Source organism: Streptomyces sp. TRM68416 (assembly GCF_014596915.1).
Taxonomy (GTDB): Bacteria; Actinomycetota; Actinomycetes; order Streptomycetales; family Streptomycetaceae; genus Streptomyces.
Genome location: NZ_JACVWU010000009.1, coordinates 275,329 through 297,099, shown reverse-complemented (window position 1 = coordinate 297,099; position 21,771 = coordinate 275,329). Strand labels below are relative to the sequence as shown.

Here is a 21,771-nt window from a genome sequence, read left to right as displayed (position 1 = left end):
TCGGGGCACTTCAGGACGGCTTCACCAGCTTCGTGTCGTACGCCAGGATCACCGCTTGGATTCTGTCCCGTGAACCCGTCTTGGCGAGTACGCGGCCTACGTGAGTCTTCACGGTCGACTCGGCCAGGTGGAGGCGGTCGGCGATCTCGGTGTTCGTCCAGCCCATGCCGATGACCGTGAGGATCTCGCGTTCGCGTTCCGTGAGAGGGGCGAGGCGGGGGTCCTCCGGTTCGAGGGCTCCGTCCGTGGGCCCGCCGGTCGGGAGGTGGTGGGCGTAGGCGTCGAGGAGACGGCGGGTGAGGCTGGGGGCCACTACCGCGTCGCCCGTCGCGACCGCGCGGATGCCCGCCAGCAGCTCCTCCGGCTGGGCGTCCTTGACCAGGAAGCCGGAGGCGCCGGCGCGCAGGCCGGAGTAGGCGTACTCGTCGAGGTCGAAGGTCGTGAGGATCAGGACGCGGGTGCGGGCGCCGGTGGCGATGATGCGGCGGGTGGCCTCGATGCCGTCGAGGCCGGGCATGCGTACGTCCATCAGGACCACGTCGGGGTGGTGTTGGGCGGTCAGCCGGACTGCCTCGTTGCCGTTCGCGGCCTCGGACAGGACCGTCATGTCGTCCTGGCTCTCCAGCAGCATGCGGAAGCCGAAGCGCTGGAGGGGCTGGTCGTCGGCGATGAGGACCGTGGTCACTGCGGGGGTTCCTCCGGTAGGTGAAGGTGGACGCGCCAGCCCTGTTCGGGGGTTGGGCGTGGGCCGGCCTCAAGTGTGCCGCCGTACAGGGCCGTTCGCTCGCGCATTCCGGGCAGGCCGCGGCCCGCGGTGCCGTTGAGGTCGCCGCCGCGGCCGGTGTCGGTCACCGTCACGGTGACGGCGCCGCCTTCGTCGTAGGACATCTCTATGTGTGAAGTGGCGTTGGGGCCGCCGTGTTTGAGGGTGTTGGTGAGGGCTTCCTGGATGACTCGGTAGATCGTGAGCTGGCGGCCGGGGGTGATGGTGGGGGTGCCCTTGATGGTGGTGTGGACGGGGAGGCCGGCTGTGCGGACGCCTTCGATCAGGCGGGTCAGGTCGGTGAGGCCCGGCTGGGGAGTGAGGTCCGGTTCCGTCGTTGGTTCCTCCTCGCTCAGGACGTCCAGGAGGCGGCGTAGTTCGGTGAGGGCCTGGCGGCTGGTGGTGGCGATGGCGGTGAGGGCCTGGGCGGCGCGTTCGGGGGACTTGGCGGCGGCGTAGCGGCCGCCGTCGGCGAGGCCGGTGATGACGGAGAGGTTGTGTCCGATGATGTCGTGCATCTCGCGGGCGATACGGGCGCGTTCGGCCGCGGTGGCGAGGCGGGCCTGCTGGTCGCGTTCCACCTCCAGCTGGCGGGCGCGTTCGACGAGGGAGTCCAGGTAGTCCTTGCGGGTGCGGACGGCGATGCCGATCACCGCGGAGAGGGCGAGGCTCATCGCGGCCGGTACGAGGTTCTGCTCGGGGCCCTGCTCGGCGGGGTAGCGGAACGCCGCCACCACGAACGGCACGAGGACCATGCCGTAGAGCCACAGCAGGGTGCGCATGGGGACGCGCAGGGCCGCGTTGAACAGGGCCACGAGGAGGATGAGCGAGGCCTGGAGCATGGCGCCGGTCGCCGAGTTGACGACCGCGACCGGGACCATGACGGCGAGGACGGCGACCGGGTGGGTGCGGCGCCACAGCAGCGGTACGGAGAAGCCGAGCGACAGACTGAGGATCAGCCAGTCGGGCAGGGAGGCGTTCTCGGTGATGGTCTTCCAGCCGCCGCTGGTGAAGTCGATGAGGGCCGCGGTCACGTAGAAGCCGGTGACCAGCAGGTCCCACGGGAGCGGGCGGCGCCGGTCGAAGGCGCGCACCCGCGTGATGGCCCGTTGGACGTACTGGGTGAGGGGCTCGGCCGTTCGGTTCTCCGCCATGGTGTTCATGGTGACGTCCCGGAGGCTCACACGTCCCGTCGCCTCAGCAGGAGTGCCGCCGTCGTGAGCGTGGCCGTCGCCCAGAGGGCGAGGGCGAGCAGGGCGGCGCCCGGCGAGGCCGTGGCGGAGGTCGGTTCCGCGTGGGTGAGGGCGTCGAGGGCCTTGGCGGGGAAGTAGCGGACGGCGTCGTCGATCACGTCGTAGGGAAGCATCCGGAGGATCTCCGGGAGGATCAGGATGCCGCCGATGAGGACGCCGATGCTGCCCGGGACGGAGCGGATGAGGGACCCGATGCCGAGGGCGGTCACGGCGAGGAGGGCGAGGCCGGCCGCGTTGCCGACGAGGGCGCGGACGACGCCCGGGTCGCCGAGGGAGGCCTCCTGGTCCGTGCCGGAGAGGAGGGTCTGGGCGAGGAGGAAGGTGAGGAAGTTGGTGGCCAGGACGAGGGTGAAGGTGACCGCGGCGAGCACGGCGGCCTTGGACCACAGGACCGGCAGGCGGCGCGGTACGGCCGTCAGCGTGGAGCGGATCAGGCCCGTCGAGTACTCGCCCGCGGTGGACAGGATGCCGGCGACGCCCACGATGATCGTCGTGAACTGCATGCCGAGGAGGGTGAGGAGGACGACGTCCACGTCCGAGTCGCCCCCGCCGGACTCGTAGCTGGCGCCGATGGCCAGGCCCACGCCGATGGTGAGGACCGGGACGAGGGTGAGGTTGATCCAGGTGGAACGGACCGTCCACAGCTTGTGCCATTCGGCGCGCAGGACGCGGGCCGGAGTGATGCCCAGGGCGGTGGCGGTCATGCCGCTGCTCCTTCCACGGTCGCGGCGAACTCGACGGAGTCGCGCGTGATATCCATGAACGCCTCCTCCAAGGAGGCGGTGCTCGGGGTGAGTTCGAAGAGGGGGATGCCGTGGGCGGCAGCCGCGCGCCCGATGAGCTCGGCGTCCGCGCCCCGTACGTCCAGGGTGCCGGGGGAGTCGGTGGTGATCTCGACGCCGGGTGCGGAGAGCAGTCGTACGAGGGCGGCGGCCTCCGGGGTGACGACCCTGACCGTGCGGGCGCCGGACTGCCGTACGAAGTCCTCGACGGTCGTGTCGGCGAGGAGACGGCCGCGGCCGATGATGATCAGGTGGTCGGCGGTCAGGGCCATCTCGCTCATCAGGTGCGAGGAGACAAGGACCGTACGGCCTTCGCCGGCAAGGGACTTGAGGAGGTTGCGGATCCACAGGACGCCCTCGGGGTCGAGGCCGTTGACCGGCTCGTCGAGGATGACCGTGGCCGGGTCGCCCAGCAACGCGGCTGCGATGCCCAGGCGTTGGCCCATGCCCAGCGAGAAGCCCTTGACCCGGCGGTGGGCCACCTCGGTCAGACCGGTGAGGTCCAGGACGTGCTCGACCCGGGACCTGGGGATGCCGTGGGTGAGGGCGAGCGCGGTCAGGTGGTGGTACGCCGTGCGGCCCGGGTGGATCGAGCGGGCCTCGAGGAGGGAGCCGACCTCGTGCAGGGGCGCGGGGTGGTCGGCGTAGGCGCGGTCGCCGATGGTGGCGTGGCCGGACGTCGGGGTGTCCAGGCCGAGCAGCATCCGCATGGTGGTGGACTTGCCGGCGCCGTTGGGGCCGAGGAAGCCGGTGACCGCGCCGGGGCGGACGGTGAAGGTCAGGTCGGAGACGGCTGTCCGGTCGCCGTAGCGCTTGGTGAGGTGGTGGGCCGTAATCATGCTTCGATGCTGCTGGGCGCGGCGGCGCTGGGCGTCGGACCGGGGGCGGTATTCGAGGTGAGGGGGGTAGTACCCCGGTACTACTGTGACCGGCATGAGCTATGTGATCCGGTCCGTGCGTGCCGACGAGTGGGCTGCGGTGAAGGAGTTGCGGCTTGCGGCGCTTCAGGACCCGGTGGCGCCGCTGGCGTTTTTGGAGACGTACGAGGAGGCCGTGGGGCGGCCGGACTCCTTCTGGCAGGAGCGGACGGCCCGTGGGGCCGAGGGGGCCGACGGGTTGCAGACGGTCGTCGCGCAGGCGCCGGACGGGCGGTGGGTCGGGACCGTGACCGTGCTGCTGGAGGAGCCCGGTACGACGGACTGGGCCGGGTTTCCGGTGGAGCGGAAGCAGGGGCATCTCGTCGGGGTGTTCGTACGGCCCGAGGAGCGGGGGAGCGGGCTCACCGAGGTGCTGTTCGACGCCGCTCTGGAGTGGGCGTGGGCGCACGGCGCCGAGCGGGCGCGGCTGATCGTGCACGAGGACAACGGGCGGGCGCAGCGCTTCTACCGCCGGGTGGGGTTCGTGCCCACAGGGGTCGTCGTGCCGATGCCGGGGGTTCCGGGGGAGTCGGAGCTGGAGTTCGTGCTCGAAGGGCCTTGAGCGCGACGGGCGTTCGTGTGTGAACGGTCCCGGTCACACCGGTAGTTCGGCGTTCGGCCAGCGGGTGCGGGCCTGTTCGCGGGAGCGGAGCAGGGCCAGGGTGGGCAGACCCCGGTCCGCTCCGGTGGCCAGCAGCTCCGGGAGCTGGGGAAGCGGAGCCACCGCCGCGACGTCGTCCAGGACGAGGGTGAGTGGTGGGTCGAGGCGACCGGAGGATGACCGTTCGGCCATGCGCCGGCCGCGCTCGACCACGCTTGAGGCAAGGGCGGTGAGCAGGGGCATCGCACCGGGGTTGGTACGCGGATCCTCGATGGATTCCCCTACCACATAAAGCGTGCCCCCTTCGTCGACGAAGGAATCCAAGGCGAGTGCATCTGTTCGGTTGGGAGTGCAGGCCTCGCGGATGTTCACCATGAGCAGGGAGGCGAGGGCCCGGGTCGTCAACTGCTGGGCCATGTCCCGGCGTTCGGGATGGGCGGTGAGAGCAGCTTCGAGCTCGCCCGCGGCGCCGGGGGCCGCCTTGGGATTCGTACGCAGGATGCGGACGGCGTCCTGGATCTGGGTGCCCTGGGACCAGCGGTGGACGTGGCGGATGGTGCGGCCGTCCACGGCGGCGGCGTGCAGGGCGCTCCGCAGCAGCGTCTCGGCCACGTCGGCCATGGCCGTGTCGAGGCGTGCGGTGGGGCGGACGGGGGCGAGCAGGGCGGCCGCCCGCGTCGCCGCGGTCTGCTTGTCCTCGCAACCCGTGGTGGGGGACCAGTGCAGACGGGCCGGGGTGTCGCAGAGGTGGGCGGGGTCGTAGACGTGGACCGGGCCCAGCTTGGCTCGCGCGTCCTTGGTCTCCTGCCAGAGCGTGGGGTCGGAGGTGATGACGAGGGCGGCGCCCTCCGCGTCCCGTACGGCCTGGGCGGCGGTGTGGTGGCGGGATTCCCTCGGCGCTACGAGGATCTTTTCCCAGCCGCTCGTTCCCGTCCCCGTCCGCTCACCGCCGAAGAGGGGTGGGGGCGGTGCCGCGAGGGGCGGTTCCTGGACCGGCTCCGCGACAGGCGGGTGCGGCTGGTGGGGTCTCGGCGCGGGGACCTCGTGCGGGGGCTGTGTCCCATACGGGCCCTGTGTCCCGTACGGGTCCTGTGTTCCGTAGGGGCCTTGCGGCTCGTACGAGATCGGCGGCCCGGAAGTCGGTTCCGGCGCCGGCTTCGCCTGGCGTGCCGCACGCTGCCTGGCCCTGACCGCGCGCCACCGCGCCACCGTTCCCATCACGAAGACGGCCAGCACGATCAGCACCATCAGCTGGCCGATGAACAGGCCCCAGAACAGGCCGTACCCCGAGAGTTCGGCCTCGGGGGTGTCGGGCCAGGCGCCGGCGAGGTCGTGCGGGGCGCCGAAGAGGTGACGCATGGCCAGCGGGGTGCGGGTGAAGATGACGCCGGTCGGCCAGCCGCCGTGCGCGAACAGGCCGGCCAGGCCCGTCGCCGTCCACACCAGCAGGGTCATGCCGAGGAGGAAGGCGAGTATGCCGATCAGCAGTCCGTCGGGGATGCCGCCCGGAGTCTCCCGTCGCTGGTCCTGTGCGCGCACGCCGTCTCCCTCACGCCACCGTCGACTCGGAGTCGCCGAGGTGCTGCTCCACGAAGGCCGCCGCCCGTTCCTCCGCCTCCAGCTCGGCGGCGCGCAGGGCGTCGTCGGCCAGATCGCGGTCGGCGGACGACTCCGTCATCGCGCGGTCGGTGAAGACCAGCGGGCGTTCCGTCTCGGTGACCAGGTGTTTGACGACCTGGACATTGCCGTTGACGTCCCAGACCGCGATACCGGGGGTCAGGGTCGGGATGATCTCCACGGCCCAGCGCGGCAGTCCGAGCACCCGGCCCGTAGCCCTCGCCTCGTCCGCCTTCTGGGCGTAGATCGTCCTGGTCGACGCCATCTTCAGGATCGCAGCGGCCTCCTTCGCCGCGGCGCCGTCCACAACGTCCGACAGATGGTGGACGACGGCGACGAACGACAGACCCAGCCGCCGCCCGAACTTCAGCAGCCGCTGGAACAGCTGGGCCACGAACGGGCTGTTGATGATGTGCCAGGCCTCCTCGACCAGGAAGATGCGCTTCTTCCGGTCGGGGCGGATCCAGGTGTGCTCCAGCCACACGCCGACGATCGCCATGAGGATGGGCATGGCGATGGAGTTGCGGTCGATGTGGGACAGGTCGAAGACGATGAGCGGCGCGTCCAGGTCGATGCCGACCGTCGTCGGCCCGTCGAACATGCCGCGCAGGTCACCGTCGACGAGCCGGTCCAGCACCAGCGCGACGTCCAGGCCCCACGCCCGTACGTCGTCTATGTCGACGTTCATCGCCTCGGCCGACTCGGGCTCCGGGTGCCGTAGCTGCTCGACGATGTCGGTCAGCACCGGCTGGCGTTCCACGATCGTCTCGTTGACGTAGGCGTGGGCGACCTTGAGCGCGAAGCCGGAGCGCTCGTCCAGGCCGTGGCCCATCGCGACCTCGATGATGGTGCGCAGCAGCGCGAGCTGGCCCGTCGTCGTGATCGCGGGGTCGAGCGGGTTGAGCCGGATGCCGTGGTCCAGGGCGGCCATCGGGTCCAGCCGGATGGGAGTTATCCCCAACTCCTGCGCGATCAGGTTCCATTCACCGACGCCGTCCTCGCCCTGCGCGTCCAGGACGACGACCTGGCGGTCGCGGAAGCGCAGTTGCCTGAGAACGTACGTCTTCTCCAGCGCCGACTTGCCGTTGCCGGACTCGCCGAGGACGAGCCAGTGCGGGGCGGGCAGCTGCTGGCCGTAGAGCTGGAAGGGGTCGTAGATGTACCCCTTCCCGGAGTAGACCTCGCGGCCGATGATGACGCCGGAGTCGCCGAGGCCGGGCGCGGCCGTGGGCAGGTAGACGGCCTGGGCCTGCCCGGTCGACGTGCGCACGGGCAGCCGGGTCGTCTCGACCTTGCCGAAGAGGAACGAGGTGAAGGCGTCGGTGAGGACGGACAGCGGATCCCGCATGCTTGTGGCCCCTACCTTCGAATGCCGGTGGCGAACGGGAGCGTGTTCACGAAGGCGCGGTGGTGCTCGCGGTCGCACCACTCCAGCTTCAGGTACGACTTTCCGGCCGAGGCGCGGATGGTCCGCTTGTCGCGGGCCAGGGCCTCGGGGGAGCGGGAGGAGACGGTGATGTAGCCGACGAGGTTGACCCCGGCAGCGCCGCTCGCCAGGTCCTCTCCCCGCTGGTCGAGGCGGTTGTGGGCGGCGATGTCGCGCGGGTCGACGGTCCGGTTCATCTTGGCGGCGCGGGAGGCTTCCGCCTCGTCGTTGGTCTTCTCCGTCAGCATGCGCTCGATGGCGATCTCGGTGGGTTCGAGGTCCATCGTGACGGCGACCGTGCGGATGACGTCCGGGGTGTGGACGAGGAGCGGCGCCAGGAAGTTCACGCCCACCGGGGTCATCGGCCACTCCTTCACCCAGGCGGTGGCGTGGCACCAGGGCGCGCGGGTGGAGGACTCCCGGGTCTTGGCCTGGAGGTAGGTGGGCTCCATGGCGTCGAGCTCGGCCGGCCAGGCATTACGTTTCGTCATCGCCTGGATGTGGTCGATCGGGTGGTCCGGGTCGTACATGGAGTGGATCAGCGAGGCCAGCCGTCCCTGCCCGAGCGGCTGCCGTACGCGGATGTCGGCCTCCTGCAGCCGCGAGCAGATGTCGGTCAGCTCGCGGGCCATGACGACGGCGAGACCGGCGTCCTTGTCGATCTTCCGGCCCTGCTGCGGGCGGGCGGCCCGCGCCATGGCGTGTCCCTCGGCGGCCAGTTCGCGCGTGTAGTGCATGCAGGCGACGAGGTAGGCGCGGTGCTGCTCGCTGCTGGTCGACACCATCGACTGGAGCTGGTCGTACGACGTCTGCAGCCACGGCAGCGCCTTGTCGTCCCCGCGTACGGCGACGTCCTTGGCGTGGGCGTCGGGGTCGGCGGGGAGGGTGCGGGCGAGCATCTGCAGGCGGGTGACGAAGCCGTCGCCGTTGGCCACGTGCTTGAGGAGGGTGCCGAAGCGGTCGACGAGCGCTTCCTGGTCCTCGGAGTCGCGCAGGCCGACGCCGGGCCCCTCGATCTCGATGGCAGCGGTCACCGTACGGCGGTCCGCGTGCAGGAGTACGGCGATCTCGTCGGGGCCGAACGGGGCGGCGAGCCAGGTGATGCGGCCGATGCCGGGCGGCGGGCCGATCTCGACCTCGCGGCCGTCGATCCGGGTGCCCGCCTCCATGGCGGACGACCGGTAGACGGTGCCCTGGCGCACGGTCCGCTTGAAGCTGCGGTTGATCTCGAACCACTTGTAGAACGTCCGGCGCTTGTACGGCACGTAGACCGCGGCGAGCGCCAGCATCGGGAAGCCCATCAGGAGCACGATGCGCAGGGACAGGACGGGGACGAGGAGTCCGCACATCATGCCGAGGAACGCGCCCAGGATGATCAACGCGATCTCGCCGGTCTCGCGGTTGCGGCCGACGATCGCGTTCGGCCGGGCGCGGCCGATCAGATATGTACGGCGGGGCGTGACCGGATGGGACACATGGGCCGAGTGGGAATCAGCCGTCAACGCCCTTCACCTCCCGTGCGGTTGGTACTGCTGTTGCGGGTGTTGCTGGCATGCGGGGTGTTCACCGGGCTGCCGCCCGAGCGGGGGACGGGTGCGGCGGAGGGGACAGATCCGCCGCCTCCGTTCGCGGGTCGGGAGCTGTGCGCGGCGAGTCCGCCGGTGGTCTGGTTGGCGGGGCGGGCGGCGGAGGACTGGCCTCCGCCGTTGTTGTCGGCGCGGGCGCTGTGGGTCTTGATGCCCTGGGCGACCAGGGTCGCGGGGGAGCTGATGACTGCGGCGGCCTTGCTCTCGGCGCCCTGCATGATGCGGTTGTTGCGGGAACCGGCGATCTCGTCGCCGAAGCCGGGGACGAAGCGGTAGATCATCGCCGAGGCGAAGATGGCCAGCAGGATGATCGCCAGGCCGGAGACGACCGCGGAGAAGGCGTCGGGGCCGTCGTCGGCGGAGAGCGCGCCGGCCAGCCCGAGCACGATCACGATCACCGGCTTGACCAGGATGACGGCGATCATGATGCCCGCCCAGCGGCGGACGTGGCCCCACAGGTTCTTGTCGACCAGGCCCGCGTAGACGACGGTGCCGAGGAGGGCGCCTACGTAGAGCAGGGCGGCGCGGATGACCAGCTCCAGCCAGAGCACACCGGCGGCGAGGATGCTGACCAGCGACACGACCATCAGCATGATGGGTCCGCCGCCGATGTCCTCGCCCTTCTCCAACGCGCCGGAGAAGGTGCCGAAGAACGTGTCCGTCTGGTCCCCGGTGGCCTTCGCGAGTACCTCGGAGACGCCGTCGGTGGCCGAGACGACCGTGTAGAGGATGAGGGGGGTGAAGGCTGAGGCAAGGACGGTCAGCCAGAGGAACCCGATGGCCTCGCTGAGCGCGGTGGTCAGCGGCACGCCCCGCACGGCCCTCTTCGCCACCGCCAGCAGCCACAGGAGGAGCGTGAGGATCGTCGACGCCGCGAACACGACCGCGTACTGCTGAAGGAACTTCGGGTTCGTGAAGTCGACGTTCGCCGTGTCCTTCACGGCCTCGCTCAGCTTGTCGACGGTCCATGAGGCGGCGTCGGCACAGCCTTTGGCCAGGGAGGAGAGGGGGTCGAGGGTGGTGGGAGCCAGGGAGGGGGAGCGGCCGGAGCCGCCGGAGTCGCCTTCGCAGATCTCCCTGGCCTGACCTGACAGGAGGTCACAGTTGTTGGCGGACGGGGTAGGTGTGGGCGTCGGTGCCGCTGCGGCACGGGTGGCCAGGAGTACGGCGGTGGTCTGTACGGCGGCGACTGCGGCGGCGACCTTGAGCGCGAAGCGCGGCTTACCGGGCATAGGTGAAGCCTCCGTACTCCTGGACGGCCTTGGCCATCTCGTCGGCGCTGGATGCCTTGTCATCACTGGGAACGGGGGCCGGTCCGTCCTTCTGGGAGAAGCTGTCGACCTTCCAGTCGCTGTCCACCCAGCGCATCTGGAACGTGAGGGTGAACCAGTCGCTGGTGACCGGGGTGGTCGAGCGTTCCCCGGCGGTGCCGAACACCCCCGTGCACCACACCTCGACGGTCGCCGCGCTGTCCGAGTAGGTGGTGACCTTCGTGCCGACCGGCATGGTGCGGGAGATGTAGGTGTTGCCTCCCGTGGCCTTGCCGTCCTTGTCGAGGCCGAGGTTGCTCAGGAACTCCTCGGAGTAGGCGGCGTTGAACTTGTCCTCCAGCTCCGCCTGCTTGTCGGTGAGGAAGACCTGCCGCACGATCTCGGTGCGGCGGGCGGGGTTGAGGATGTCGGCCGAGACCAGCGTCACCGCATAGTTCGCCGCCGCGCTCTGCGCCCCCTCCTCGTCCTGTCCGAACCCCGTCGGGATCCCGCCGGCCCTGGACTGCACCGGGCGCTCGCCGCTCGCTGCCGTGCTGGACGTCTCCGGCTTGTTCTCGGTTCCTCCCGTGGATGCGGAATCGTCTCCTCCACGGTTGGCGAACGCGATCGCCGCAATGAGCAGGACGACCACGCCGACCACGGTGACCAGACTCCGGGACGACGAACGGCCGCTCCGCCGCGCGCCTCCGTACACATCGCCGCCGCCCTCGGGCAGCCGGGTCCGGGTCTGGCCGGTGCCGCCGTAACCGCCGGAGGGCTCGCGGTCGTCTCCGAGGCTCATGCCGGGCACGCCCCCTCGCCGTCGTAGCCGTAGGAGTACGACGGTAGCCGTGCTGGTTCCCGCGTGGGCGCGGTGTGGTGACTCGACATCAGGGAAACGCAACCTCAGCCGGTGGGCACGACGGGCGGGTGGGATGGAGGGGACCGGACCGGACCTGGCGTGCCCGGAAGGAGGAGTGGACGTCGGTGGCTATACGGCCATGCCGTAGACGATGGTGAAGAGCGTGCCGAGTGAGCCGATGATGAAGACGCCGGTCAGGCCCGCGATGATGAGGCCCTTGCCCTGCTCCGCGCTGAAGGTGTCGCGGAGTGCGGTCGCACCGATGCGCTGCTTGGCGGCGCCCCAGATGGCGATGCCGAGGCAGAGCAGGATGGCGACGGCCATCACGACCTCGATCATCACCTTGGCCTCGTTGCCCAGGCTGCCGAAGGGCCCCCAGTCCGGAGCGATCCCGCCGATGATGGTGTTGATGTCTCCCTTGTCGGCCGCAAAGAGCATGTAAGTCACCGCCCCTGTTGGGTAGTTCCGCTTCCTCTGCACGGGCGCAGAGGTCAGGCCTCATTGTCGCCGACAATTTCGCCGTCGTATGTCGACTTGGCGTCATTGGTTGGCGGGTTTCGTACGAATAGCTTGCCACCGCCCGGCGCCCGGCCCTCTCGGGAGGCGTGTGGCGGTATACGAGTGGTCGTATGGTCACTCTGTGTATCACGGCAGGTCACGCCGGGCAACGAGGTGGGAGCGGAACCTGTGTGTGGTTCCGTCGTTGACCCCTCTTGCGGCATGTCCCGCCGACCACGCCGTTTCTGACGACCGGTCGGGTGACGGGGCGTGCCGATGTTCCCGGGGTGAAGGCTATCGCCGGTTGGGCAGGGGGCTCGGCGGCTGCGGCTGTGGCAGAGGGAGGGAAGAAGAGGTCCACGGCTACGAGATCGCCGACGAGTGACGCCCGGACAGCGGTTCAGCGGGGCTTGAGGCCGTGCAGCAGGGTGTGGACCAGTTCCTCGGTGGAGGCCAGGGCCTCTTCGGCGGCGAGCATGCCCGCTGCGGTGAAGGCGGCGAGGCCGTGGAGGCTGGTGCCGGTGACGAGGGTGAGGCGTTCGGGGTCTCCCTCGGTGATCTCGCCGCGCGCCTGGGCGTCGGCGAGGACGCGGGCGAGGGCGCCGACCGTGCGGTCGACGGCGGCCGTCATCTGCTCGGAGGCACCGGGGTCGTGCTTGCGGGCGTACATGAGTTCCAGGAGCTCGGCGTTGTGGATGGCGAAGCCGAGGTAGGCCCGGGCGAGGGCGATGAGCCGGGGTTCGAGGGGGAGGGCGGGGTCGTCCGCAGCCCGCAGGGTCTGGTCCAGGCGGTCGTAGCCGGCCAGGGCGAGGGCGTTGAGCAGGGCCTGCTTGTCCTTGAAGTGGCGGCCGGGTGCGGCATGGCTGACGCCGGCCTCGCGGGCCAGTTCGCGCAGTGAGAGCGCGCCGACTCCCTTCTCGCGCAGGGTGCGTTCGGCACCGGCGAGGAGGGTGGAGCGGAGGTCTCCGTGGTGGTAGGGGCGGCTCTCGGGCATGTGGGCCATCGTATCCCGATGTTGTCGACGACAGCTTTGTTGTCGTTGACAGCATTGTTGTCGGCGCCTACATTCGAGGGCATGGCTGACAAGCGCAAGTGGAACGCGAACGACCTTCCCGACCTCGGCGGCCGTACCGCCGTCGTCACCGGCGCCAACAGCGGCATCGGCCTCACCGCGGCGGACGCGCTCGCGCGCGCGGGCGCTCATGTGGTCCTCGCCGTACGGGATCCCGAGCGGGGGCGGGCGGCCGCGAACAAGGTGAAGGGGAGCACCGAGGTGCGGCGGCTGGACCTGGCGGACCTGTCCTCCGTACGGGAGTTCGCCGACTCCTGGGAGGGCCGCCCACTGGACCTGCTGGTGAACAACGCGGGCGTGATGATGCTCCCGAAGCAGCGCACCAAGGACGGCTTCGAGATGCAGTTCGGCACCAACCACCTCGGGCACTTCGCCCTGACGAACCTGCTCCTGCCGTACGTCACCGACCGCGTCGTCACCGTCGCCTCCGGCGCCCATCGCTGGGGCGGGGCCAGGATTCACTTCGACGACCTGAACCTGGACACCGCCTACAACCCGCAGCGCGCCTACGCCCAGTCGAAGCTGGCCAACCTGCTGTTCACGCTGGAACTCCAGCGCCGGCTGGCCGAGTCCCGGTCGCCGGTGCGGGCGCTCGCCGCGCATCCCGGGTACTCCGCCACCAACCTCCAGAGCCACGCGGGCAGTTCGGTCGCGCGGGCCTTCATGAAGGTCGGCAACCGGCTCTTCGCGCAGGACGACCGGGCGGGCGCGCTGCCCACGCTGTACGCCGCGACGCAGGACCTGCCCGGGGCGAGCTATGTCGGGCCGGACGGGCTGGGCGAGTTCCGGGGTGCGCCCACGCTGGTGGGGCGGTCGGCGGCGGCCAGCGATGCCGGTGTGGCGCGGCGGCTGTGGACGGTGTCGGAGGAACTGACGGGTGTGGTGTATCCGTTGACCGTGGGGGCGTCCAACGCCTGAGCTCCCGTCGGAGGGTGGTCCATGCATGCCGGTGCCGAGTCTGCTCGCCGTCTTCGCCCACCCCGACGACGAGTCGCTGTTCTCCGGCGGAGTGCTCGCCCGGCACGCCGCGGCGGGCGCCCGCACGGCGGTCGTGACGGCGACCTGGGCCGCGGATACCCGGCGCGCCGCGGAACTCGCCGAGGCGCTGCGCATCCTGGGTGCCGGCAAGCCGCGCCTGCTCGGCTACGCGGACGCCCGGGTGCCGCGGTCCGCGCCCGGCAGCCCGCGGTTCTGCGACGCCCCGCTGGAGGAGTCGGTGGGGCGGCTGGTGGCCCATCTGCGGGAGTTCCGCCCGCAGATCGTGGTCACGCATGACGCGTACGGCGGTCTGAGCGGTCACGAGGACCATGTGCACGCCCACCGCGTGACCGTACTGGCGGTGCAGGCGGCTGGGCTCGAACGGCTGTATCCGGACGCCGGTGCCCCCTGGCAGCCGAGCGCGCTGTACCTGGCCACGCACCCGCACTCGGCCGTCCGGGCGCTGAGCGTCTTCGGGTTGGACGGCAAGGGCATGAACACCGTGCCGGACGACCGGGTCACGGCCACCGTCGACGTACGGCCCTGGCTGGAGCGGAAGTGGGCTGCCGTACGGGCGCATCGCAGTGAGGTGGAGCGTGGGGCGGCGCCCGGGCTGTTGGGCGGTCTTCCGGACGACGTCCGGGAAAGCATCCTCGGTACGGAGTGGTACATCCGGCAGGAGTGCGTGTCCGGTGTCTTGGGTGCGACGGAACTGACGGTGTAGGGGGGCCGGCTATTCGGTGGTCAGGGCGGCCTCCCGCATGGTCCTGGCCGTGGTGGTCGGGTCGTAGTTCTCGGCGACGCCCTCTACGAGGATGATGTCGCCCTCGATGTGCCGGGTGCGCAGGGGGGGCGATCTGCTGGTAGGCGGGGGAGTTCCACCAGGCCCGTGCCTCGGCGAGGTCGGGGAAGGCGATCATCACGACTGAGCCGGGCCAGTTGCCCTCCTTTGTCTCGTGCTGTGTGCCGTGGACGAGGAAGCGGCCGCCGTAGGGCTCGAAGGTGGCGGTGATGCGCTCGATGTACTCGGCGATGTCGGGGTGCGGGGCGGCGTCGCGCAGGTGGGCTATGGCGTAGGCGGTCACTGCGGTGGTCCCTTCCGGCGGGTTCGGCTCGTGGGGGCGATCGTCGCAAGGAGGGGTGGCGGGAGTCGATTACCCGTCAGGTCATGGGGGCCGCCCGGCGGGGGTAGCAATCGCTTTCGGTCATCGTGGCCGATTTTCTTCTAGATGCGTGCGGCAGGCTGTGAGTTCCTCGTCGGTGCCGTGATCATCGGCATAGGTGACAGGGCTGTGGCCAGGCGCGGAAGGGTGTCAGGGTGCGTAGCTGATCACCTCCGTGACCAGGAGGTGAGGAAGCACCAAACTCAGGGGAAAAAGAATGCGTACCACTGTCCTGCGCCGTATATCTCTGGCGGGCATCGCCGCTGTCACCAGCTCGGCCCTGCTCGCCGCCGCGGCTCCCGCCGCCACGGCCGCCGACAGCACCCGCGCCGACGTGGCCCGCCAGGCCGCCACGGCCGAAGCGCCCGCGCCGGCGCTCACCGCGGAGCAGCGGAAGTTCATCGAGCAGGAGATGGGCGCCGAGGCCCTCGCCGAGATCACGAAGGCCATGGGCGGGTCGGCCTCCGCCACGAGGGGCCGCCAGACGCGCGCGTTCCCCATCGCGGCCGTCGCGATCGGCGCCGCCGCATGGTGCGCCCGGGGTGCGCTGGCCAGCATCCCCACGTCCGTGCTCAGCGACATCGCGGCCGGCAAGGCCTCCAGCAAGAAGGACTACGTCCGCAACGCCATCATCGGCTGCCTCGGCGGCGAGATCGGCGGCTGGGCCTGGAAGGTGCTGCCCAACTGGGTCAAGAACAAGGCCATCAACATGGTCATCGCCTTCATCATCAAGTACGTCCGCTAGGACAGGCCCCAGAGTCGCCGGGCACGACGAGATCCAGAGGTACCCATGGCCTACATGTTCATCTTCGGCTGTTTCTGCGCGCTGGGGCTCGCCAGCTTTCTGGCGGCCCGCGTCGGATACCGGGGTGAGGTCTGCAACCGGTCCCTCGGATACGACGTCCCGGCGGAGGTGAAGGCCGACCCGGCGCTCAGGAAGCGGGCCAACCACCTGGTGGCCTTCTGGTGCACCGGCGCCGCGGTGCTCAGCCTGGCGCCGCTCGTGCCGATCGGCAGCGTCGTCCTGAGCGGGGGCGGCAAGTCGGTCTCGACCTGGGGGCTGGCGGTCTTCGCGCTCTACGGCATGGTCGTGGTGATCGTGGGGGCGTACCCCTTCGAGAAGATCAAGCACCTCGCCGACGACTGAGACGACCGACCGCGAGGCCCTTCGCTGCAACCGGCGGTTCTCCGCCGGTTGCAGCGGATTCCGGCGGGGAAGCTCCTAGACTGACGCGGGCGGATTCCGGTCGGGCGGGCTCCGAGCGGAGTCCCGGGTGGCGAGGGGCGGTTGACGGTGCGTAAGGCGTGGATCGTGGCGGGTGCCTCCGTCGCGGCGGGGCTGAGCTTCGTGATGCTGCTCGTCGTCGGGGTCTTCGTCGTCGCGGGGAACCTCGTCAACGGGGTGAGCGGCGGGTCCAAGGCGCTGGCCAAGGGGGCGGTGCCGGCCGCGTACTCGGCGCTGGTGGAGAAGTGGGGCAATCTCTGCCCCGCCATCAACCCGGCGCTGCTCGCCGCCCAGCTGTACCAGGAGAGCGGGTTCAATCCGAAGGCGCAGAGCCCGGCGGCGGCGCAGGGGATAGCGCAGTTCATCCCGGGCACCTGGGCCACGCACGGCATCGACGGCGACGGGGACGGCGACCGGGACGTCTGGGACCCGAACGACGCGATCCCCTCGGCCGCCAAGTACGACTGCACGCTCGCCAAGTACGTGAAGGACGTGCCCGGCAACCCGACGCACAACATGCTCGCGTCCTACAACGCCGGGGCGTACGCGGTCATCAAGTACGGGGGAGTGCCGCCGTACAAGGAGACCCAGAACTACGTGAAGACGATCACGACGCTGGAGGAGAGCTTCGCCGCTCCCGTCGGCCGGGTGGATCCGTCCGAGCAGGCCGCCGGGGCCATCGACTTCGCGCAGAAGCAGCTCGGCAAGCTGTATCTGTGGGGCGGTGACGGCACCGCCGAGGACGGCGGGCGGTTCGACTGCTCCGGACTGACCAAGGCCGCCTACGAAAGTGTCGGGATCTCGCTCCCCCGGGTCGCCAACGACCAGTACAACGCGGGCCCGCACCCCTCCCGAGAGGAACTGCTGCCGGGGGACCTCGTGTTCTTCTCGGACGACCTCACGAACTCCCGGGCCATCCGGCATGTGGGGATTTATGTGGGCGGCGGGTACATGATCGACGCCCCGAGAACAGGTGCGGTGATCCGGTTCGACCGGATCGACACCCCTGACTACTTCGGCGCCACCCGCGTCACCGAAGATGGCGCGAAAGCGCTCCCCACGGCCGTGTAGACGCACCGTGAAGCCACCCCCTGAGCTGCGGCAACGTATCTCTCTTCGATAACGTCTGCGTGATCATTCCGTGGAGTGTGGAACGTATTGATGGGGACCGTGCGTTCCTGTTGACGTAGCCGAGCGCGGATCTACAACCACGGGGGTGGCAGAGCGGCGCACGCACAGGTGTGCCGAGAGAGACGACGAAGGGGCCGCAGCACCATGGCTGGACTCGCCGCATCCGGGTCGAACCCCGACGTCGAGCTGCTCTACGACATCAACGGCCTGGCCAAGGACGCACCGCACTGGTTCGACCGGGTCATGGAGTACGTCGGCGAGTACGGACTGCTGCTCGCCATGGTGCTGCTCGTGGTGTGGTGCTGGTGGACCGTGCGGCGCAGGGGCGGCGAGGACGCCGCCTCGTCCGTGGCCGCGCTGGTCTGGGCACCGCTCGCCGCGGGCATCGCCGTTCTCGTCAACGTGCCGATACGGGGCTTCGTGGAGCGGCCCCGGCCCTTCCTCGACCACCAGGGACTGGAAGTCCTGGTCTCCGGCAAGACCGACTACTCCTTCGTGAGCGACCACGCGACGATCACCATGGCGATGGGTGTCGGACTCTTCGTCGCCAACCGGAAGTTCGGGCTCGTCGGGATCGCGCTCGGGCTGCTCGAAGGGTTCTGCCGGGTCTACATGGGCGTGCACTACCCGACGGACGTCGTCGGCGGCTTCGCCCTCGGCACGGCCGTCACCCTGCTGCTGTCCCCGGTCGCCGCGGCCCTGCTGACACCGCTGATGAAGGCCATCGAGCGGTCGCCGCGGGTGGGTTGGCTCGTGCGGTCGCGGAAGGCTTCGTCGTACGACGGTCAGGGCGGCCTTGTTCCGCGCGCGCGGGAGGAGAAGTCGGCCGAGGAACGGGACCTCGCCGCCTGACCCAGGGGGCGAGGAGCAACTCCGGCTCGGCTGGCTCCGGTTCGGTTCGGCTCGGTTCGGCTGACTCCGTTCAGAGTGCCTGCGGGAACGTGAAGAAGCCCGTCGGGTCGTACTGCTTCTTCAGCTTCGCCAGGCGGGGCGCGGCGTCTCCGTAGTACGCCTTCCGCCAGTTCTTCAGGCTCGGGTCCGTGTAGTTCTGGTACGCCGCGCCCGACGCGTACGGCTTCATCGCGTCGTGGGCCGAGGTCAGCCAGGACCGGGCGGTGGCGCCGCCCGTGCCGGCCTGCCAGGCGGCGATGTACTGGGCCAGCATCCGCGAGCGGCGGTGGACGAAGGCCGTCGCGGTGGGGGAGACGCGGTTGACCGCGCCGCCGAGGGCGGTGAGGGCGATGCTGCCGGTGCCGCCGCGGACGCCCTGGATCTGCTTGAGCAGGGTCTGGACGCCGGCGGCCGGGAGCGAGCGGTCGAAGAAGTCCGACTTCGCCGCGTACGTCTCGCGGCGCAGGGCGCCCTGGGGGGAGCGGCCGGGGGTCGGGCCGGGGAGATGGCACTGGGCGTCGGTGGCGAAGGAGGAGCAGCCGGCGTACAGCTCCATCGACTCCTCGTACGAGCGGCGGCGCAGGGAGACGCTGGTCGCGGGGCCGGGGCCGCCGGGGGCGTTCGCGAGGCGGTCCACGGCGTTCTGGAGCTCGCGGTAGGTGCCGAGGGAGAACGCGGCGACGGAGACGGTCGGGGTGCCGCCGGCGGCGTTCCCGAGGTGGAACGACGACCAGATCTCGTCGGGCTGGGTGGGGCCCCACGCCTGCCAGGCCTTCAGGACCCTGGCGGCCTTCGACCACGGCCAGGACAGGTACGCGGTGACGGCCTGGGGGGCGGGGTGGGTCCTGAAGCGGAGCTCTGTCACCACGCCGAAGTTGCCGTTGCCGGCGCCGCGCAGGGCCCAGAAGAGGTCCTTGTTCTCGGTCGCGTTCGCCGTGAGCTGCTTGCCGTCCGCGGTGATCAGGGTGGCCTGGGTGAGGCTGTCGCAGGTCAGGCCGTAGGCCCGGGACACGACGCCGTGGCCGCCGCCGAGGGTGAGGCCGGAGACGCCGACGGTGGGGCAGGAGCCGGCGGGGATGGTGACGCCCTTCGCGGCGAGGGCCCGGTAGACGTCGATGAGTTTGGCGCCGGCGCCGATGACCGCGGTGGTGCCGGAGGCGCGGACGCGGTTGAGCTTGGAGACGTCGAGGATGAGGTGGTTGTTGCCGGAGGACCAGCCGGCGTAGGAGTGGCCGCCGTTGCGGATCGATACGGGGAGGCGGTGGGCGCGGGCGTAGGAGAGGGCGGTGCGGATGTCGTCGGGGTGGGCGACGTAGGCGACGGCGGCGGGTTTGAGGGTGTCGAAGCGGGTGTTGTAGAGCTGGCGGGCGGCCTTCCAGGCGGTGTCGCCGGGGCGGATGAGGGGGCCGTCGAGGGAGCGGGCGAGGGCGGACCAGGTGGTGGGGGCGGTGGTGGAGGTGGTGGCGGTGGTGCGGAGTGGGGGGTTGGCGGGGGGTGGTGTGGAGCGGGTGGGGGTGCCGGGGGTGGGGGCTGTGCCTGTGCCTGTGCCTGTGCAGGCTGCTGTTGCGGTTGCCGCGAGTGCGGCTGCGCCGCCGGCTATGAAGGTGCGCCGTTCCATGTCGCCTCCCGAGGGTTACGTGGAACGAGACGGGGTGGTGGGGGGTGGGGTTCCATGGTGCGGGCTTGTGGGGGTGGGTGCCGGGTTTGTTTCGCCCCCGCGGCCCCTACCCGTCCCGTCCCCAGGGGCTCCGCCCCTTCGACCCCGCCAGGGGGCTCTGCCCCCTGGACCCCCGTTCGGCCTGGACGGCCTCGTCCTCAAACGCCGGACGGGCTGGATGGATCGGCCTGCGTTTCTATGTGCCCGGCGGGCTGGATGGATCGGCCTGCGTTTCTATGTGCCCGTTGAGTGTTGTTCCGCGTCTGTGCGGGCCTGGCTTCGGGCTCTTCTGGCTGGGCCTCGCCAGCCGCAGGTGCATTGGGCTGTGCAGAAGGGGCCTCGGTCGGTGGTGGTGGTGTGGTGTTCGGAGGGGGCGGGCGGTCTGTCCTGGTGGGCCACGCCGACCACGTTACCGAGGCCGCTGACGCGTCGTTAACGGGGCGGACAGGGGGCCCGTGACGGAGGCAGGCGATGGCGGTGCGGCAGAACAGGCGGAGGGGGGCGGCCGTCGTCGCGGCGGGGCTCGTGGGGGTGGTCTGCGGGGGGTGCGGCGGGGGCGAGCGGGCTGAGTCCCCGGGCGGGGGAGACGTCGAAGCCGTGCGCGGTGCGGCGCAGCGGCTCTTGGATGCTCGTACGTCCAAGACCCGTACGTCGATGGAGATGGCGACCGGCGGGACCCGCGTGACCATTCGGGGCGAGGGGGTCTACGACTACCGCAAGCAGATGGGGCGGCTGCGGGTGCTGCTGCCGCAGGATCCGGCGGGGGAGACCGTCCACCGGCCCATCACGGAGTTGCTCGCGCCGGGGGCCCTGTACATGAAGAACCGGGGGGCCGGGGTGCCGGACGACAAGTGGGTGAGGGTGGAGACCGCTGGGCTTTCGGACGGGAATCTGGTCACGGGTGGGGTCACCGATCCCTTCGCAGCCGCCGAACTGCTGCGGGGGGCGCGGTCCGTGACCTTCGTCGGGGACGAGCAGCTGGCGGGGGTCGCCGTGCGGCACTACCGCGGTACCGCCGATCTGCGGCGGGCCGCCGAGAGCGCCTCGCCCGGTGGGCGGGACTCGCTCGCCGCGGCGGCGAAAGGGTTCGCCAGCAGCCAGGTGCCCTTCGACGTCTACCTCGACGAGCAGGGGCGGATCCGCAAGGTCCGGCACCGGTTCAGCTTCGTCAACGCGCAAGGCGGCGTGCGGGACAGCGTCGCGGTGGCGTCGACGACGCTGCTCTACGACTTCGGCGTCGCCGTCGACGTACGGCTGCCGGATCGTGAGGACATCTACGCCGGGAAGATCGCCGAATAAGGACTAGCCCTTCCGTGCCATGCGCGGTGCGTAGGCCGCTCCCTACTCTAGGAAGTCGGTGACGGCAGAGAAGAGGTGATGCACGTGGCTCCGGTCGGCGGTACGGCAGTTCAGGACCACGTGGCCCTCGCCGAGATCGAGCTGTGCGGAGACCTGATCATCGCGGCCTCGGCCGCCGAGGACCGGCTCAGCCTTGAGAGCATCGACGAGGTGCTGAAAGTGGACCAGGAGCGCGGGGACGCCTCCGGCGAGTGAGCCGGGGGCGCCCCTTTCGGCCCGCGGGCCGGGCTCAGGTGCGCAGCATGCGCGCGATCGCCTTCGTGGCCTCTTCCACCTTCGCGTCGATCTCGCCGCCGCCCTTCACGGCCGCGTCGGCGACGCAGTGGCGCAGGTGCTCCTCCAGGAGCTGGAGCGCGAAGGACTGGAGGGCCTTCGTGGAGGCCGAGACCTGAGTGAGTATGTCGATGCAGTAGACGTCCTCGTCGACCATCCGCTGCAGGCCGCGGATCTGGCCCTCGATGCGGCGCAGGCGCTTGAGGTGCTCGTCCTTCTGGTGGTGGTAGCCGTGCGTGGCGTGCTCGTTCTCGTGCCCGTTTCCGTGCTCGGGCGCGAGCTCGGAGGGCGCCGTGGCGCCGGCCTCGGTCGTCGTCATTGCGTCCTCCAGATGCATACCCCTACTGGGTATATCGTACCGAACTTTGCCGGGTATAGGGCCTGTGGCCGATGCCATCGAAGCCCTTTGGCGGCGGCTGGACTGGACCACCGGGCCGCCCCCGTGCTGAACACTCTGCCTGATGGGC

At 70.5% G+C, this 21,771-nt stretch carries 22 protein-coding genes and 1 pseudogene; 9 read left to right on the top strand and 14 right to left on the bottom strand.

The genetic code is table 11. The annotated features are described in order from the left end of the window. Positions 1 to 10: 10 nt before the first annotated feature. From ICC28_RS17420 to ICC28_RS17405, 4 genes are read right to left on the bottom strand one after another with little or no spacing between them, the layout of a single operon-like run. Positions 11 to 685 carry a response regulator gene (locus ICC28_RS17420; RefSeq protein WP_188289482.1) on the bottom strand — a complete coding sequence of 225 codons (675 nt, stop codon included), beginning with the start codon at positions 683 to 685 and terminating at the stop codon, positions 11 to 13. Continuing rightward, positions 682 to 1,926, bottom strand: coding sequence for a sensor histidine kinase (locus tag ICC28_RS17415; RefSeq protein WP_188289507.1), 1,245 nt, complete (start codon positions 1,924 to 1,926; stop codon positions 682 to 684). Before ICC28_RS17415 ends, ICC28_RS17420 begins: the two co-directional genes overlap by 4 nt. A gap of 17 nt (positions 1,927 to 1,943) precedes the next feature. Next, entirely contained in the window at positions 1,944 to 2,720 is a 777-nt protein-coding gene (locus ICC28_RS17410) for an ABC transporter permease (RefSeq protein ID WP_188289481.1), read from the bottom strand. Then, positions 2,717 to 3,637 carry an ABC transporter ATP-binding protein gene (locus tag ICC28_RS17405; RefSeq protein WP_188289480.1) on the bottom strand — a complete coding sequence of 307 codons (921 nt, stop codon included), beginning with the start codon at positions 3,635 to 3,637 and terminating at the stop codon, positions 2,717 to 2,719. The genes ICC28_RS17410 and ICC28_RS17405 overlap by 4 nt, the downstream gene beginning before the upstream one ends. Positions 3,638 to 3,731: 94 nt before the next feature. Between ICC28_RS17405 and ICC28_RS17400 the strand changes: the two genes are divergently transcribed. After that, a complete protein-coding gene (locus ICC28_RS17400) occupies positions 3,732 to 4,277 on the top strand; it encodes a GNAT family N-acetyltransferase (RefSeq protein ID WP_188289479.1) in 546 nt (181 codons plus the stop codon). Positions 4,278 to 4,310: 33 nt separating this feature from the next. Here the strand turns inward: ICC28_RS17400 and ICC28_RS17395 are convergent, their stop codons facing one another. The 7 genes from ICC28_RS17395 to ICC28_RS17365 form a co-directional block, all read right to left on the bottom strand. Next, entirely contained in the window at positions 4,311 to 5,855 is a 1,545-nt protein-coding gene (locus tag ICC28_RS17395) for a type IV secretory system conjugative DNA transfer family protein (RefSeq protein WP_188289478.1), read from the bottom strand. Between the two features lie 10 nt (positions 5,856 to 5,865). Then, positions 5,866 to 7,281: an ATP-binding protein gene (locus ICC28_RS17390; protein WP_188289477.1), complete on the bottom strand. Its 1,416-nt coding sequence runs from the start codon at positions 7,279 to 7,281 to the stop codon at positions 5,866 to 5,868. An 11-nt stretch (positions 7,282 to 7,292) separates the two neighbouring features. After that, positions 7,293 to 8,834, bottom strand: a complete 1,542-nt coding sequence (locus tag ICC28_RS17385) for an SCO6880 family protein (RefSeq protein ID WP_411158602.1) — start codon at positions 8,832 to 8,834, stop codon at positions 7,293 to 7,295. Between the two features lie 23 nt (positions 8,835 to 8,857). Continuing rightward, entirely contained in the window at positions 8,858 to 10,177 is a 1,320-nt protein-coding gene (locus tag ICC28_RS17380) for a hypothetical protein (protein ID WP_188289475.1), read from the bottom strand. Next, entirely contained in the window at positions 10,167 to 10,997 is an 831-nt protein-coding gene (locus tag ICC28_RS17375) for a hypothetical protein (protein WP_188289474.1), read from the bottom strand. The genes ICC28_RS17380 and ICC28_RS17375 overlap by 11 nt, the downstream gene beginning before the upstream one ends. A gap of 189 nt (positions 10,998 to 11,186) precedes the next feature. Next, complete coding sequence (locus tag ICC28_RS17370) at positions 11,187 to 11,495, bottom strand: hypothetical protein (RefSeq protein ID WP_003991275.1); 309 nt, start codon at positions 11,493 to 11,495, stop codon at positions 11,187 to 11,189. Positions 11,496 to 11,955: 460 nt separating this feature from the next. Next, positions 11,956 to 12,558: a TetR/AcrR family transcriptional regulator gene (locus ICC28_RS17365; protein WP_188289473.1), complete on the bottom strand. Its 603-nt coding sequence runs from the start codon at positions 12,556 to 12,558 to the stop codon at positions 11,956 to 11,958. A gap of 72 nt (positions 12,559 to 12,630) precedes the next feature. On the opposite strand from ICC28_RS17365, the gene ICC28_RS17360 reads away from it, so the two are divergent. Beyond that, on the top strand, positions 12,631 to 13,545 hold the full coding sequence (locus ICC28_RS17360) for an oxidoreductase (RefSeq protein WP_188289472.1): 915 nt from the start codon (positions 12,631 to 12,633) through the stop codon (positions 13,543 to 13,545). Positions 13,546 to 13,570: 25 nt separating this feature from the next. After that, entirely contained in the window at positions 13,571 to 14,329 is a 759-nt protein-coding gene (locus ICC28_RS17355) for a PIG-L deacetylase family protein (RefSeq protein ID WP_188289471.1), read from the top strand. A gap of 9 nt (positions 14,330 to 14,338) precedes the next feature. Here the strand turns inward: ICC28_RS17355 and ICC28_RS17350 are convergent. Continuing rightward, a pseudogene (locus ICC28_RS17350) lies at positions 14,339 to 14,690 on the bottom strand (DUF1330 domain-containing protein). Between the two features lie 295 nt (positions 14,691 to 14,985). Between ICC28_RS17350 and ICC28_RS17345 the strand changes: the two are divergent. From ICC28_RS17345 to ICC28_RS17330, 4 genes are all read left to right on the top strand, one after another. Further along, positions 14,986 to 15,513: a hypothetical protein gene (locus ICC28_RS17345; protein WP_188289470.1), complete on the top strand. Its 528-nt coding sequence runs from the start codon at positions 14,986 to 14,988 to the stop codon at positions 15,511 to 15,513. Positions 15,514 to 15,558: 45 nt separating this feature from the next. Beyond that, positions 15,559 to 15,915, top strand: coding sequence for a hypothetical protein (locus tag ICC28_RS17340; protein ID WP_188289469.1), 357 nt, complete (start codon positions 15,559 to 15,561; stop codon positions 15,913 to 15,915). A 141-nt stretch (positions 15,916 to 16,056) separates the two neighbouring features. Continuing rightward, positions 16,057 to 17,064, top strand: coding sequence for an NlpC/P60 family protein (locus tag ICC28_RS17335; RefSeq protein WP_223188968.1), 1,008 nt, complete (start codon positions 16,057 to 16,059; stop codon positions 17,062 to 17,064). Between the two features lie 204 nt (positions 17,065 to 17,268). Continuing rightward, a complete protein-coding gene (locus tag ICC28_RS17330; protein WP_188289468.1) occupies positions 17,269 to 17,976 on the top strand; it encodes a phosphatase PAP2 family protein in 708 nt (235 codons plus the stop codon). Between the two features lie 70 nt (positions 17,977 to 18,046). Here ICC28_RS17330 and ICC28_RS17325 read toward each other — a convergent pair whose 3' ends face one another. Beyond that, entirely contained in the window at positions 18,047 to 19,633 is a 1,587-nt protein-coding gene (locus ICC28_RS17325) for an FAD-binding oxidoreductase (RefSeq protein WP_188289467.1), read from the bottom strand. Between the two features lie 510 nt (positions 19,634 to 20,143). Between ICC28_RS17325 and ICC28_RS17320 the strand changes: the two genes are divergently transcribed. Together ICC28_RS17320 and ICC28_RS17315 are read left to right on the top strand one after the other, a co-directional pair. Then, positions 20,144 to 20,971 carry a hypothetical protein gene (locus ICC28_RS17320; RefSeq protein ID WP_188289466.1) on the top strand — a complete coding sequence of 276 codons (828 nt, stop codon included), beginning with the start codon at positions 20,144 to 20,146 and terminating at the stop codon, positions 20,969 to 20,971. 78 nt (positions 20,972 to 21,049) lie between these two features. After that, positions 21,050 to 21,226 carry a hypothetical protein gene (locus ICC28_RS17315; RefSeq protein ID WP_188289465.1) on the top strand — a complete coding sequence of 59 codons (177 nt, stop codon included), beginning with the start codon at positions 21,050 to 21,052 and terminating at the stop codon, positions 21,224 to 21,226. A 34-nt stretch (positions 21,227 to 21,260) separates the two neighbouring features. Here ICC28_RS17315 and ICC28_RS17310 read toward each other — a convergent pair whose 3' ends face one another. Continuing rightward, positions 21,261 to 21,623: a metal-sensitive transcriptional regulator gene (locus ICC28_RS17310; RefSeq protein WP_188289464.1), complete on the bottom strand. Its 363-nt coding sequence runs from the start codon at positions 21,621 to 21,623 to the stop codon at positions 21,261 to 21,263. Between the last annotated feature and the right edge of the window lie 148 nt (positions 21,624 to 21,771).

What these genes read in the sequence shown, in the direction of transcription:
- ICC28_RS17415 (WP_188289507.1), bottom strand. Translation starts at nt 1,926, where the DNA reads ATGAACACCATGGCGGAGAACCGAACGGCCGAGCCCCTCACCCAGTAC.
- ICC28_RS17410 (WP_188289481.1), bottom strand. Translation starts at nt 2,720, where the DNA reads ATGACCGCCACCGCCCTGGGCATCACTCCGGCCCGCGTCCTGCGCGCC.
- ICC28_RS17405 (WP_188289480.1), bottom strand. Translation starts at nt 3,637, where the DNA reads ATGATTACGGCCCACCACCTCACCAAGCGCTACGGCGACCGGACAGCC.
- ICC28_RS17400 (WP_188289479.1), top strand. Translation starts at nt 3,732, where the DNA reads ATGAGCTATGTGATCCGGTCCGTGCGTGCCGACGAGTGGGCTGCGGTG.
- ICC28_RS17390 (WP_188289477.1), bottom strand. Translation starts at nt 7,281, where the DNA reads ATGCGGGATCCGCTGTCCGTCCTCACCGACGCCTTCACCTCGTTCCTC.
- ICC28_RS17380 (WP_188289475.1), bottom strand. Translation starts at nt 10,177, where the DNA reads ATGCCCGGTAAGCCGCGCTTCGCGCTCAAGGTCGCCGCCGCAGTCGCC.
- ICC28_RS17375 (WP_188289474.1), bottom strand. Translation starts at nt 10,997, where the DNA reads ATGAGCCTCGGAGACGACCGCGAGCCCTCCGGCGGTTACGGCGGCACC.
- ICC28_RS17370 (WP_003991275.1), bottom strand. Translation starts at nt 11,495, where the DNA reads ATGCTCTTTGCGGCCGACAAGGGAGACATCAACACCATCATCGGCGGG.
- ICC28_RS17365 (WP_188289473.1), bottom strand. Translation starts at nt 12,558, where the DNA reads ATGGCCCACATGCCCGAGAGCCGCCCCTACCACCACGGAGACCTCCGC.
- ICC28_RS17360 (WP_188289472.1), top strand. Translation starts at nt 12,631, where the DNA reads ATGGCTGACAAGCGCAAGTGGAACGCGAACGACCTTCCCGACCTCGGC.
- ICC28_RS17355 (WP_188289471.1), top strand. Translation starts at nt 13,571, where the DNA reads ATGCCGGTGCCGAGTCTGCTCGCCGTCTTCGCCCACCCCGACGACGAG.
- ICC28_RS17345 (WP_188289470.1), top strand. Translation starts at nt 14,986, where the DNA reads ATGCGTACCACTGTCCTGCGCCGTATATCTCTGGCGGGCATCGCCGCT.
- ICC28_RS17340 (WP_188289469.1), top strand. Translation starts at nt 15,559, where the DNA reads ATGGCCTACATGTTCATCTTCGGCTGTTTCTGCGCGCTGGGGCTCGCC.
- ICC28_RS17330 (WP_188289468.1), top strand. Translation starts at nt 17,269, where the DNA reads ATGGCTGGACTCGCCGCATCCGGGTCGAACCCCGACGTCGAGCTGCTC.
- ICC28_RS17325 (WP_188289467.1), bottom strand. Translation starts at nt 19,633, where the DNA reads ATGGAACGGCGCACCTTCATAGCCGGCGGCGCAGCCGCACTCGCGGCA.
- ICC28_RS17320 (WP_188289466.1), top strand. Translation starts at nt 20,144, where the DNA reads ATGGCGGTGCGGCAGAACAGGCGGAGGGGGGCGGCCGTCGTCGCGGCG.
- ICC28_RS17315 (WP_188289465.1), top strand. Translation starts at nt 21,050, where the DNA reads ATGCACGTGGCTCCGGTCGGCGGTACGGCAGTTCAGGACCACGTGGCC.
- ICC28_RS17310 (WP_188289464.1), bottom strand. Translation starts at nt 21,623, where the DNA reads ATGACGACGACCGAGGCCGGCGCCACGGCGCCCTCCGAGCTCGCGCCC.